This window comes from Bradyrhizobium sp. SZCCHNRI20481, from assembly GCF_032485055.1.
In the GTDB taxonomy this organism is placed as follows: Bacteria; Pseudomonadota; Alphaproteobacteria; order Rhizobiales; family Xanthobacteraceae; genus Bradyrhizobium.
In genome coordinates, this window is sequence record NZ_JAUEUE010000003.1 from 166,955 (window position 1) to 179,818 (window position 12,864).

A 12,864-nucleotide genomic window follows, 5' to 3' on the forward strand; every position below is an offset into this window, starting at 1 on the left:
ATGCATGAATGCGTGCGAACGCCGCTTACAGGAAGCAGCGGCGCTCGTCGCGCAGCTTGAGCTGGATGTTGGTCGCCTCGACGAACGTCGGCACCGGCTTGGAAACGATCTTGTAGGTCGACGGCCACTCCACCGGCTTCGACTGCAACTCGGTGTTCCAGATCTGGCAGATGCCGGTGTTGTCCCAGCGGATCACGTAGTAGCCGGACTTGGGCGCAGGCGCGGCGAAGGCGGTGGGCACGATCGAGGCGGCTGCAATGGCCGTGGCGGCAGCGAACGTGGTCAGGCGACGCATCATCAATCTCCTCAAACGAAACAACGACAATCGCCCGCCCGCGCGGGCCACCGGCCTTGCGGCCGGACCAAGGCCCAAGTGGTGCGACAAAAGCGCGCGCAACGCAAGCCGCCCGTGCCGTCGTTCACAGCGATGTCCGGGATGTGAATGACGACATGCAGCCGTCACATGGACGCGCGTCAGGCGCGCGCCGGCTTACAGCGTGCAGCGGCCCTGCTGGCGCAGCCTGATCTGGCGGGTCACGGCGTCGTTGAACGTCGGCACCGGCCGGCTGATGACCTGATAGCCGGACGGCCATGCGATCGGCTTGAAGGCGAAGGCCTCGCTCCAGACCTGGCAGATGCCGGTGTTGTCCCAGCGGATGATGTAGTAGCCGGCCTGCGCCGGCGCAGCGGCGAGCAGCGCGGCCGCGGCGAGGCCTGCGGCAAGACAGACTGTGGTGAAACGAGGCATCGTGAAAACTCCGGCAACAAACTGGCCCAGCCCGCGGCCGGCCCTATGTCGGAGCGGTCTCGATCAATTTGAAGGCAGCCGCGCGCGAATCGTGCGGCAAAAGCGCGCGATGCCCCTGGCCGATGATGAGGCGCGATGAGGTGGCGGAGCGAGAGGCCTCTCGGCGTGCGTAGCGCGTCGCGCAGGCCTCAGGAGTGGGTGCCTCCGGCGCTCGGTCGGGACGAGAACCGGAGATCGCCGCTGAAGCTCGCGGTCGGAACCAGCGCCGGACCCGCGCCGGCGAGGAGCGGCTGCGAGGCCACCGGCCCCGCGCGCCGGCGCAGGAAGTGGCGCTCGAGATAGGCGTAGGACAGCGTGGCCGCCACGACCGACAGCGGCAGCCCGATCGCGAGCCGCAGCGGCCACCAGACGCCGTAGCTGTCCAGGAAATTCAGGACCGGCAGGTGCCAGAGATAGATGCCGTAGAAGATCCGGCCGAGGAAGATCGCGACCGGCCATTCGAAGATGCGGTGGCAGATCGTGCCGTGGCTGCGCATCAGCATGGTCAACGCGAGGATGCCGGGAAGCACGCCGCACACCATGCTGCCGAACAGATAGTAGTTCATGCTCGGCCCGTCCGCCGGCCAGAACAGGAAGGTGACCGTGCCCCAATAGATCAGGAGCGGCCACGCCAGCTTCGGCCAGAGCCGGTCGAGCGCGGGTGAGGTGCCGTGCGGCACCAGCCTGAGCACGACGGCCATCGCGCATCCCGCCATCAGTGCATCGGCGCGGGTGTCGAACGCGGTATAGAGCCGCCGCCACTCGGCCCCATCGAGCACCAGCGCTACGCGCCAGGCCCAGATCGCGGCCGCAATGGCGCAGATGGCGCCGACCAATCGCCAGGTGACGCCGAGGCGCTTGACCAGGACTGCGAAGGTCAGCGGCCACAGCAGATAGAACTGCTCCTCGGTCGACAGCGTCCAGGTGTGGCCGATGTCCTCGATCGTCTTCGGGTCGAACACATACCAGTAGTTGGCGATGTAGGAGAGCGCGATCGCGGCGCGTTCCAGCGCCGGCAGGAACGGCGGCCGCAGCAGCCAGGTGAACAGCAGATAGGCGGCGAGCATCAGCAGCAGCGGCGGCACGATCCGGGCGAAGCGCCGCGCATAGAACTGCCGGAACCTGATGTGGCCGTGCTTATCGATGTCCCGCAGCAGCAGGCCGGTGATGTAATAGGCGCTCGCCACGAAGAACAGGTCGATATAGAGCACCGCGCCCGGCACGAGCGTGTGCGAGACATGGGCCGTAACGACGCCCAGGGTCATCAGCCCGCGCATGCCGTCATGCGAGGGAACGTAGCCGAGCGGATAGACCTGGGCCTGGAAGGCCTCCCGGATCGCCTCCCGCAATGGCGCCGTGGCGGCGCCGACGAGGCGGAACAGGGCATGGAACGGCCATGAATAAAACATCTATCGTGAAATTTTCGGAGATAATGTTTCGGACTATTAAATCCTATTTAAAATTTAAATCGTCCGCAAGAGACGAAAACAGCGGAGCGGGGGCCATCACGACGCAGGGTTGCAGAAGAATGCGGCAGGCCGCTCGCTGCGGTGGCAAACGGCGGCGCGGCTCGGCATCATTGCAGTGGATGAAGGGGGCCCCGCGGTTGAACTGCGCTTGGGCGACGGCGAGTAGCTGAGGCCGGCGAATTCTGCAGGCGGAGCGGTTGCTTCCTGCACGGAGAACGTAGGGCGGGTTAGCGCCCGCGGGACGATTTCACCGCGGAGGGAATGTTTGCCAGGGCGCGTAACCCGCCGCCTGCGCGGAATGGTGGGTTACGCGAACGGCTTTCAGCCATGTGCGAGCGTGGAGAGATCCGTCGGTTGCCGTCCGCTAACCCACCCTACCGTTTCACGGCCGCGACGCCCTCGATCTCGATCAGCATCTTCGGATCAGGCAGCGCCACCACCACGCAGGTGGTGCGCGCCGGATACGGCGCCGGCCCGAACGCCGCGGCGTAGAGCCGGTTCATGGTCGCAACATCAGCGGCGCGCGTCAGCAGCACGTTGACCTTGACGAGGTCGCGAATATCAGCGCCGCCTTCGGTCAGGACGCGGGTGAAGTTGGTCACGACATTGGCGAACTGCGCGTCGAAGTCGTCGGGCAGGTTGCCGTGGGCGTCGAAGCCGGGAATGCCGGAGATGAACAGGAGATCGCCGATCCGGGTGCCGAAGGAGAGCGGCGGGGCCTTGATGTGAGGTGGGGCGGGGATGTGGTGGATGGGCATGGGGACACTGAGTTCTGAGGAAATTTTAAAGTGTTGTCCGCGGTCCCGCGAGCGAAGTCGACCGATGACCACGTACCCGCTCATAATCAGATTTCGATTTCTTCTTCACCGGTGCGGTCATCGTAACGATTGTATCGATCTGGTATGGCACGCCTGCCTTCCTCAGAATCGAGATCCAAAAGAAAGTTCGGATTGAGGAACGAGATGTCCTTTCCAACAACGATTTTGCGATGCCTAGCGATCCGATCGCGTGCCGCTTTGGTTACCCACGCATTTGAGATGACCTCGTTGCAAAGTAGCCAGTTTGAGTTGACTTCGGAGTTTGGTGCGACTTCGTCGATAAATGAATTCCCATCAAACTCGACCAATCCGGAGTCAAGGCAGTGAAGTAAAAGAGTGTTTGTTATCTGTCTGTTGGGGTCCGGTGTGAGGCTTAATTTCCCTACCTTTATCTCCGCGCCAACTATTGCCGTGAGAAGCCATGAGGCTTCGTGATCATGTGACGACGATAAGTGACGAGTTAGCTCGCGGCAAATAACGTCGCGCCAAAGCTTGGTGTTTGCATTGCCAAGAGCGTGCTGCTTGAGGAAGAGGAGAATGCAATAATCGACACAGTGCGGATAACTAACTAGTGATCGAACTAGGCTGTGTTCTACTTCGTCGAATTCGAGATCGTCTGAGGACGTTAGGGTGTCGACGGTTCTGACGAGGTATTTCAATGCGCTGTCTGATCCTACGTTGCTTGCGTAATAAAATGCTCTGTCAAAGGCTCTATTAATTCCCTTTGAAGTTTCACTCGGCGTGCTATTCAGCAAGAGGTCGAGTTCATGTATCCATGAGTCGTCAATTAGAGTTGAAGCCTCTTTTATGCTGGTCTTGTCGTCGTTGAGTTCAAGCTCGTAAGCGCGAAGCGACTCTTGCAGTGCGTGAAGAATTGCTTCGGCAGATGCGAGGTCGTGGGCTCCGATATAAAAGTCGTCGATGTTCCGGACGTAGCCTATGTGCCGACTGTCGATCTTTTCAAGTACGAGCTTGTCGATCGCTGTGCCAACCACTTCGCCAGCTGCGCGACTGAAGTCTGGACCGACCGGAATGCCTTTCGTTTGATTTCCCTGCCCAATTCGAATGGCCCAATCGAACTCGTTGCCAAAAACCTTTTTCGAGTAGGTGCCTCTGTCTTGTTTCGCGGCATCTTTTCCATTTAATGCCCAAGAAATCGCGTGAGTGTATATAGACGAATAGTATTTTGCGACGTCCGCACGTACTATGTAGCGAGCGCCCGCGAGGCGTTCTTTTGCTTCCTTCAGCACTCGGTCGAATGAGCAGCTGACAATGCAGCGATTGTCTTTGCTTTCTTCAAGTGCTGTTTGAGTTGGGGCAGTTTGCGTTGAGCTGCAGAAGCTTTCGATGTCTTTCCAATGCCGAGACATCCAGGCCGATGTTGATACAGCTGACGCCGGATGTACGAAGTCAAAATAGCGCCTGCCATACCCCCGCTTGGTGCAGCTATAGGAGATTTTCTGTAGTTCAACTTCTTTCGGCAGATCGATAGCAATCTCCTTGCCTGCCAAGCCGGTGGCCCACTTTTTGGACGTAAATATCGGCGGAAGCACCTCAGGCAAGTAGCCTCGTTGCAGAAAAGATTGAAAAATCTTCTCGTCCGAAACCTGAGCCACTTGTGATGTCTCTGCCTCTTGAAGAACGAAAAATGAATGCTCTCGTTTTAGTTGAATGGAATTGGAAATGCAAATAGCTGGATCTGTGCCGGGACTTTTCAGGCACAGATCCAGATAACTAGGCGTCTCACAACGCCTTGTTGCTCTCCTTGACCTTCTCCGCATCGAGATACACGCTGCCGCCCATTTCCTTGAACTTGGCGCTCATCTGGGCCATGCCGTCCTCGATGGTGCCGCTGATGGTCATGCCAACGGTGGTCGGATCATTCAGCGTGGCGGCGTAGTCGCGGACGTCCTGGGTGATCTTCATCGAGCAGAATTTCGGGCCGCACATCGAGCAGAAATGCGCGACCTTGTGGGCTTCCTTCGGCAGGGTCTCGTCGTGGAAGTGCTTTGCGGTCTCCGGATCGAGGCCGAGGTTGAACTGGTCGGTCCAGCGGAAGTCGAAGCGGGCGCGGGACAGCGCGTCGTCGCGGAGCTGCGCGGCCGGGTGGCCCTTGGCGAGGTCGGCGGCGTGGGCGGCGATCTTGTAGGTGATGACGCCGGTCTTGACGTCGTTGCGGTCGGGGAGACCGAGATGCTCCTTCGGCGTCACGTAGCACAGCATGGCGCAGCCGAACCAGCCGATCATGGCGGCACCGATGCCCGACGTGATGTGGTCGTAGCCCGGCGCGATGTCGGTGGTCAGCGGCCCCAAGGTGTAGAACGGCGCCTCGCCGCACTCCTTGAGCTGCTTGTCCATGTTGATCTTGATCTTGTGCATCGGCACGTGGCCGGGGCCCTCGATCATGACCTGGCAGCCCTTGGCCCAGGCGATCTTGGTGAGTTCGCCAAGTGTTTCCAGCTCGGCGAACTGGGCGCGGTCGTTGGCGTCCGCGATCGAGCCCGGACGCAGGCCGTCGCCGAGCGAGAACGAGACGTCATACTTGCGCATGATGTCGCAGATCTCCTCGAAATGCGTGTAGAGGAAGCTCTCCTTGTGATGCGCGAGGCACCACTTCGCCATGATCGAGCCGCCGCGCGAGACGATGCCGGTGACGCGGTTCGCGGTGAGGTGGATGTAGGCGAGGCGCACGCCGGCGTGGATGGTGAAGTAGTCGACGCCCTGCTCGCACTGCTCGATCAGGGTGTCCTTGTAGAGCTCCCAGGTCAGCTGCACCGGGTCGCCGTTGCACTTCTCCAGCGCCTGGTAGATCGGCACGGTGCCGATCGGCACCGGCGAATTGCGCAGGATCCACTCGCGCGTGGTGTGGATGTTGCGGCCCGTGGAGAGGTCCATCACGGTGTCGGCGCCCCAGCGGATCGCCCACACCATCTTGTCGACTTCTTCTTCAACCGAGGAGGTCACCGCCGAGTTGCCGATATTGGCGTTGATCTTGGTGAGGAAGTTGCGGCCGATGATCATCGGCTCCAGCTCGGCATGGTTGATGTTGCAGGGGATGATGGCGCGTCCCCGCGCGATCTCCGAGCGCACGAACTCCGGGGTGATGAAGGCCGGGACCTCGGCGCCGAAGCTTTCGCCGTCGGCGAGCGCGGCCTCGGCGCGCTCGAGCTGGGCCTTGCGGCCGAGATTCTCGCGCTCGGCGACGTAGATCATCTCCTTGGTGATGATGTCGGCGCGGGCGAATTCGAGCTGGGTGATCTTGTGGCCGTCGAGGCCACGCAACGGCTTGTGGTGCGCGGTGAACGCTTTTGCGGCCTTGTCGGCGCCGACATTGCCGTTGTCCTCGGGCTTGATGTCGCGGCCCACATATTCCTCGACGCCGCCGCGCTCGCGCACCCAGGCAATGCGGACGCGCGACAGACCGGCGTTGACGTCGATCGTTACGGTCGGATCGGTGTAGGGACCGGAGGTGTCGTAGACCGGCAGGTTCGGCTCACCGGCGCCTTCGGAGAGGATGATCTCGCGCAGCGGCACGCGCAGGTCGGGCGCGGACTCCGGGGTCGCGTAGATCTTGCGCGAGGAGGGCAGCGGGCCGGTGGTGATGGCGGGAAGCGTCGTGTCGGGATTGGAGCGGATGTTCATGGGATCTTCCTTCTCAATCGTTGTTGTCGGAGTGAATGGGGGACGTCACTGCGAGGAGCACTTGCGACGAAGCAATCCAGGGCTGCTCACGTCGCTCTGGATTGCGTCGCTTCGCTCGCAATGACGGTGGAGAGAGTTGAGCCTCATGCCAGTTGCTCGCTCGTACCGAGCCGAGGGCGAAAATGAGTTGTCGACGTAAGGGGCGGATGCTGTTCAGGCTCCCTCCCCCCTTGTGGGGGAGGGGTGGGGAGGGGGGTAACCCCGCGTTCGGTGCTCGTGGCTCACCCCCCTCCCTAGCCCTCCCCCACAAGGGGGGAGGGAACGATCTCGTTTGGGGCGACGTCAGGGCCCACTCACTCTCAGACGCATTCGCAAGTGCGGCGCGCATCAGGCCGGCTCCTTCGTCGCATCGAGCCAGGCGCGGACGCGGGCGTCGGGGTCTACGTTCTGCGTGACGTCGCTGACGACCGCGATGGAATCGGCGCCGGCGGCAAAGATCTCCGCGGCCTGCTCCAGCTTGATGCCGCCGATCGCGACCAGCGGAATATTGCCGACGCGCTTCTTCCAGTCGCTGATCTTCGCGACGCCCTGCGGCGCGAAGCGCATCGCCTTCAACGTGGTCGGGAAGATCGGACCGAGTGCGACGTAGTCGGGCTTGGCGGCGAGCGCGGTCTCCAGCTCGGCATCGTCATGCGTCGAGAGGCCGAGCGTCAGGCCGGCCTCCTTGATCGCGGCGACGTCGGCGTCGGCGAGATCCTCCTGGCCGAGATGGACGTGCGCGGCGCCGGCGACGATCGCGGCGCGCCAGTAGTCGTTGACGATCAGCCTGGTCGCGGTGCCCTTGGTGATGGCGAGCGCGTCGGTGACGATCTGCAGCGCCTCGCCGTCATTAAGGTCTTTCGCGCGCAACTGCACCGTGCCGACGCCGAGCTTGGTGAGACGCTCGACCCAGGCGAGGCTGTCGACGACGGGATAGAAGCGGTCAGGATACGGCATGCCAGAACGGTGTCCCAACGACAGGGGTGGAGGGCGAGGCGAAATCACGGGCGTCCATCAGCCCGGCCTCAAAGGCGGTGCGGCCGGCCTCGCAGCCGAGCCGGAAGGCGCGCGCCATCGCGACCGGGTCGGCGGCTTTTGCCACCGCGGTGTTGAGCAGCACGGCGTCGTAGCCGAGCTCGAGCGCCTCCGCCGCGTGCGAGGGCGCGCCGAGGCCGGCGTCGACGACGAGGGTGATGTCGGGCAGGCGGTCGCGTAGGAGCTTGAGCGCATCGCGATTGGTGATGCCCTTGGCCGAGCCGATCGGCGCCGCCCAGGGCATCACGACCTTGCAGCCGGCATCGACCAGGCGCATCGCGACCGTGAGATCCTCGGTGCAATAGGGGAAGACCTCGAAACCGTCCTTGATCAGGATGGTCGCGGCTTCGACGAGCCCGACCACGTCGGGCTGCAAGGTGTCGTTGTCGCCGATCACCTCGAGCTTGATCCAGCTCGTGCCGAACAATTCGCGCGCGAGCTTGGCGGTCGTCACCGCCTCGCGCACGCTGCGGCAGCCGGCGGTGTTCGGCAGCACCGTGACGCCGAGCTCGTTGATCAGCTTCCAGAACGCGTCGCCGGTCTTGCCGCCGGCCGCCTCGCGCCGCAGCGACACGGTGACGATCTGCGCGCCCGAGGCGCGGATCGCGTCCTGCATGATCGCGGGCGAGGGGTAGAGCGCGGTGCCGATGAGCAGGCGGGAGGTGAAGGTCTTGTCGTAGAAGGTGGGCATCAATGGTCTCCGCCATGTCGGACGGTGGTCGCCGCAATGAAGCCTGTCATCCCCGCGAAAGCGGGGATCCAGTATTCCAGAGGCGGCTCGGACACGCAGATAGGCCACGGCGTACTGGATCGCCCGGTCGTTTTCGCCGAGACGCGCTTCGCGCTTTCGCCGGGCGATGACAGGTGTGCGTGGGGCGCGACCTCCCTCCCCACGTCGTCCCGGCGAACGCCGGGACCCATACCGCGTGATCTGGCGTGGGACCTCAGTGGGAGAGATCGAGCTTCAACACAAAAGCCGGTGGCTATGGGTCCCGGCGTTCGCCGGGACGACAGCGGAGTGCGTGGCGCAAGCGAGCGCTCCATGAACTTCACCCTCCCTGCCGGGGCGTGATGATCTCGATCTCGTCGCCGGCCTTCAGCGCCGTCTCGGCCCAGCGGCTCTTCGGCACGACGTCGTAGTTCAGCGCGATCGCGAAATGGGTGCCCTCGTAGTCGAGCTCGGAGAGCAGCGCGGCGACGGAGGTCGCGGCGATGTCGCGGGCCTCGCCATTGACGGTCACGCGCATCGCATCACCTCGTTGTCGATCTGGCCGTGCGAGATGTAGTTCAGCGTCGCCTGCGCCAGCGCGGGCGCGATCAGGAAGCCGTGGCGATAGAGGCCGTTGACGCGGATCTCGCGCTCGCCCTTGATGGTGATGCGCGGCAGATTGTCGGGATAGGCCGGCCTGAGCCCTGAGCCGAATTCGAGGATGCGGGCCTCGCCGAATGCGGGATGCACGGAGTAGGCGGCACCGAGCAATTCCAGCGCCGAGCGCAAGCTGACGCCGGTGTCCTCGGCCTCGAGCGAGGTCGCCCCCAGCATGAACAAATTGTCCTCGCGCGGGATCAGATAGAGCGGGAAGCGCGGATGCATCAGCCGCACGGGCCGCGCGAGCTGCACCTCGGCGGTCTCGATCAGGATCATCTCGCCCTTGACGCCGCGCAGCTCGGGCTCGGCGTCGCGCGCCTCCAGCCCGCGGCAGTCGATCACGAGGCCGTCGAGATCATCAGCCGTGACGTCGCTGTTGAACAGCACCCGGCCGCCGGCCTCGACGATGCGCTGATGCAGCTTCGGTAGCACGCGGCGTGGCTCGACATGGCCCTCGGTCGGATAGAACAGGCCCTCGCGGAAGCGCCCCTCCAGCGACGGCTCCAACGCCGCAAGCTGCTGCGCGTCCAGCCGCTGATAGCCTGAGGTGCGGCGGGCGAAGCGGTCGTAGTCGGCGCGGTCGCGGGCATGCGCGATCACCAGCGAACCGTTGAACGGCGTGTCCGGCAGCTCGCGCCGCCAGATGTCGAGCGAGGCGAGCCCGAGCCGGCTGATGATCGGCTCGGCGACCTCGCTCTCGCAATAGGGCGCGAGCATGCCGCCTGCCCAATGGCTGGTGGAGAGCATCAGATCGGCGTCGCTGCGCTCGTGCAAGGTGACGTGATGGCCGGCCCGCGCGAACAGCAGGGCTTGCCAGGCACCCGCGATGCCTGCACCGATGATGGAAACGGGGACATCCCCGCGCGTGGTTGTCTGCTGCATCCCTGTCCCTTCGCCGGCATGACCCGGATCAGGTTCAAAGGGTCACCGCACATCGCTGCGGTATCTCAGCTCCCCTCGGAGCTCCCCTCGGAACGCGCTTAAAATAGACCGATATCCCCCCGTGTCAACGGAGTGTCACGGAAAGACAATGCCGACGGCCCTTGGAACCAATGGCGATCAGTGCGCCCGCGCGTGGCGGCCGGTTGCAATCTTCGGGGTGATGTCGAGCGGGGCGCTCGTCCGCTCGGAGCGGCCGGCGGGCCGCGCGTCAGCCAGGCGCTGCCGCTTGGCCTCCTCGTAATAGCCCCTGGCGAAGTAGAGCACGGCGCGGTCGTGGTCGCCGCGGGCGGCACGGTAGGCGCCGGCGAGATAGCGCACGCCATAGGTGAGGTTGGTGTTCGGATCGTGCAGGCCCTGCGCGTCGCCGGTGTAGCCGAGGCCGCGCGCGGTGCCGAGCTTGATCTGCATCAGGCCGATGCAGCCGCAGCGGCCGACCAGGTCCTTCTGGTATTTGCTCTCGCGCACGATGACGCGGTGGATCAGCGATTCCGGAATGTTGTTGGCGGCGGCGTGCACCGCCACCAGCGCGTCGATATGCGGATGGCCGCTGTCGATGTGGCGCGGCTTGGCTTCGGCCGCCTTGCGCTCGGCCTCGCGGGGCTCGGCCGCAGCGGCATCGGTGTCGGCTGGCGCTGAGGCATTGGCGTCCATCGGCGGCGAGGTGTCGGCGCTGCTGACGGCCTCGATCGCCTCGACCTCGCGCGCGGCCTTGGTCACCGCGCTGCGTACGGCCAGCTCCCTGGTGCCGTCAGAGCGGACATGGGCGAGCTTGACCTTGCCGGCCTTCGGTTTGGCTGCACTGTCCGATGCGGTGCTCGCATCATCGGCAGCCATGGCGAACGGCACGGGACCAGCCATCGCGAAGCCTGCAATGCAGGCCGTCAGCACGAGACGTCTCATGTGTCAGGATCCCCCGGGAACCACACGCATGCCGAGTAGCCCCCCAGCACGCGCTTTACACTTTGCACACCGTAATTGGCGCAAACGCCGGGCGATAATGTGGCAGGAATGGGGCGAAGATGCCGGGTCGAGTCCGGATGCGCCGGCGGTTTACCGCGAATTATACCGTGCATGCTTGGCTGGCGGAGCAATTCCGCCAATGGGGCCATGCCGCGATGACGCTGTCCGTCACCCACACCGAAGCGACCGCCGGGCGCGCGCAGGCGCTGCTGCCGCTGTGGGTCGGCGCCGGCGTCTATGCGCTGCTGCTGATCTCCGGCAACCGGCTGCTCAACGATCCCGACACGTTGTGGCAGATCACGGTGGGGCAGTGGATCATCGACCACCGCACGGTGCCCGAGGTCGACGTCTATTCCTTCACCATGCGCGGCGCGCCGTGGATCTCCACGCAGTGGCTGGCGCAGGTCGCCTATGCCGCCGCTTACAAGTTCGCCGGCTGGACCGGACCGGTGGTGCTGGCGGCGTCGGCGATTGCGCTGTCCTTTGCGCTGTTCGCGCGTGCGCTCGGCCGGCATCTGCGCGACAGCACGACATTGGTGTTCGTGGTCGCGGCGTTCCTGCTCTGCCTGCCGCATCTATTGGCGCGGCCGCATGTGCTGGCGTTTCCCATCCTGGTCGCCTGGATCGCCGGTCTGATCGACGCCGCCGATCGCAAGGCCGCGCCGCCATGGCCGCTGGCGCTGCTGATCGCGCTATGGGCCAATCTGCATGGCGGCTTCGTGTTCGGCCTGTTCTTCATCGCGCCCGCCGCGCTCGACTCGCTGGTCGATGCCGATGCCCCGGCCCGCCGCGGCCTGGCGCTGCGCTGGGCGGGGTTTGCGGCGCTCGCGCTGGCGGCGAGCTGCTGCACGCCCTATGGCTGGAACGCGCTGCTGGCGTCGCAGAAGATCCTGTCGCTGGGACAGGCGCTGCCGCTGATCGTGGAATGGAAGGCGACCGATTTCCAGGGCCTCGGCCCGTTCGAGATCTGCCTGCTGATCGCGATCGGGGTCGCGCTGTTCCACGGCCTCAGGCTGCCGCCGGTGCGCATCCTGATGCTGCTCGGCCTGCTGCACATGGCGCTGGCGCAGGCGCGCGCGGCGGAGATCCTGGCGCTGGTCGGCCCGCTGGTGCTCGCCGCGCCGCTGGCCCGGCAGGCGGGCGCGCTGCCCGTGCTGCCGCAGGCGCGCGCGTCGGGAGCCGCGCTGACGGCGGCGGTGATGCTCGCGCTCGGCGCCGGCACCATCGCATCGGCCGCGATCCTGAACTACACGCCGAACATGCGCGGCACCCCGGTCGCAGCCGTGACCGAGCTGAAGAAGCTCAACCTCACGCGGGTCCTCAACGACTATGATTTCGGCGGCTACCTGATCTCAGCCGGTGTCGCGCCGTTCATCGACGGCCGCACCGAGCTCTATGGCGAAAAGTTCTTCGTCGATCACAATGCCGCCTCCGGCCTGATGGAGCCGGACAATCTGTTCCGCCTGCTCAAGGACTACGACATCGAGGCGACCCTGCTGCGCACGCAGAGTGCGGCGACCAAGCTGCTCGATCACGTCGACGGCTGGCAGAAGGTTTATGCCGACGATATCGCCACCATTCATCTGCGTAATCCAGGCGCCCGCCATGTCGCGGAACCGGCGGTCACTTCCGGAGGCAATTGAATCAAACGCATTGATCCCATCCTCGGATCCCATCCTCGTGAGGTCGGATGTCGCGCGGCATCCCGGCGCGTGCAAATCAGCCGCTGCGCGGCTATGATCCCGCCCGTCAGTTCGACAGCATGCCTGACTCATTCAAGAAGACTGAACAGAGAGGGAGCGC

12 protein-coding genes and 1 riboswitch are annotated in these 12,864 nt (G+C 64.4%); of the genes, 1 reads left to right on the forward strand and 11 read right to left on the reverse strand.

The window, feature by feature from the left end; translation table 11 throughout:
• Positions 1-25: 25 nt before the first annotated feature.
• From QX132_RS05465 to QX132_RS05515, 11 genes are all read right to left on the reverse strand, one after another.
• A complete protein-coding gene (locus tag QX132_RS05465; RefSeq protein ID WP_315738575.1) occupies positions 26-295 on the reverse strand; it encodes a hypothetical protein in 270 nt (89 codons plus the stop codon).
• 195 nt (positions 296-490) lie between these two features.
• Positions 491-748: a hypothetical protein gene (locus QX132_RS05470; RefSeq protein ID WP_315738574.1), complete on the reverse strand. Its 258-nt coding sequence runs from the start codon at positions 746-748 to the stop codon at positions 491-493.
• A 188-nt stretch (positions 749-936) separates the two neighbouring features.
• Positions 937-2,196 carry an acyltransferase gene (locus QX132_RS05475; RefSeq protein WP_316160319.1) on the reverse strand — a complete coding sequence of 420 codons (1,260 nt, stop codon included), beginning with the start codon at positions 2,194-2,196 and terminating at the stop codon, positions 937-939.
• Positions 2,197-2,630: 434 nt separating this feature from the next.
• Entirely contained in the window at positions 2,631-3,014 is a 384-nt protein-coding gene (locus QX132_RS05480) for a RidA family protein (protein WP_316160321.1), read from the reverse strand.
• 86 nt (positions 3,015-3,100) lie between these two features.
• Positions 3,101-4,690: an RNA-directed DNA polymerase gene (locus tag QX132_RS05485; protein ID WP_316160322.1), complete on the reverse strand. Its 1,590-nt coding sequence runs from the start codon at positions 4,688-4,690 to the stop codon at positions 3,101-3,103.
• Between the two features lie 127 nt (positions 4,691-4,817).
• Positions 4,818-6,716: a phosphomethylpyrimidine synthase ThiC gene (gene thiC / locus QX132_RS05490; protein WP_316160323.1), complete on the reverse strand. Its 1,899-nt coding sequence runs from the start codon at positions 6,714-6,716 to the stop codon at positions 4,818-4,820.
• Between the two features lie 387 nt (positions 6,717-7,103).
• Positions 7,104-7,712: a thiamine phosphate synthase gene (locus QX132_RS05495; RefSeq protein WP_315796707.1), complete on the reverse strand. Its 609-nt coding sequence runs from the start codon at positions 7,710-7,712 to the stop codon at positions 7,104-7,106.
• The gene (locus QX132_RS05500; protein ID WP_316160325.1) at positions 7,699-8,481 is read right to left on the reverse strand and encodes a thiazole synthase; all 783 of its coding nucleotides are present in this window, start codon (positions 8,479-8,481) and stop codon (positions 7,699-7,701) included. Before QX132_RS05500 ends, QX132_RS05495 begins: the two co-directional genes overlap by 14 nt.
• Positions 8,482-8,839: 358 nt before the next feature.
• On the reverse strand, positions 8,840-9,037 hold the full coding sequence (gene thiS / locus QX132_RS05505; protein ID WP_315771998.1) for a sulfur carrier protein ThiS: 198 nt from the start codon (positions 9,035-9,037) through the stop codon (positions 8,840-8,842).
• Positions 9,028-10,041: an FAD-dependent oxidoreductase gene (locus QX132_RS05510; RefSeq protein WP_316160327.1), complete on the reverse strand. Its 1,014-nt coding sequence runs from the start codon at positions 10,039-10,041 to the stop codon at positions 9,028-9,030. The genes thiS and QX132_RS05510 overlap by 10 nt, the downstream gene beginning before the upstream one ends.
• Positions 10,029-10,139, reverse strand: a riboswitch (TPP riboswitch). Its footprint overlaps the gene before it by 13 nt.
• A 79-nt stretch (positions 10,140-10,218) precedes the next feature.
• On the reverse strand, positions 10,219-11,001 hold the full coding sequence (locus QX132_RS05515; protein ID WP_315772002.1) for a lytic transglycosylase domain-containing protein: 783 nt from the start codon (positions 10,999-11,001) through the stop codon (positions 10,219-10,221).
• A 215-nt stretch (positions 11,002-11,216) separates the two neighbouring features.
• Between QX132_RS05515 and QX132_RS05520 the strand changes: the two genes are divergently transcribed.
• Positions 11,217-12,704, forward strand: coding sequence for a hypothetical protein (locus QX132_RS05520; RefSeq protein ID WP_316160508.1), 1,488 nt, complete (start codon positions 11,217-11,219; stop codon positions 12,702-12,704).
• Positions 12,705-12,864 lie beyond the last annotated feature (160 nt).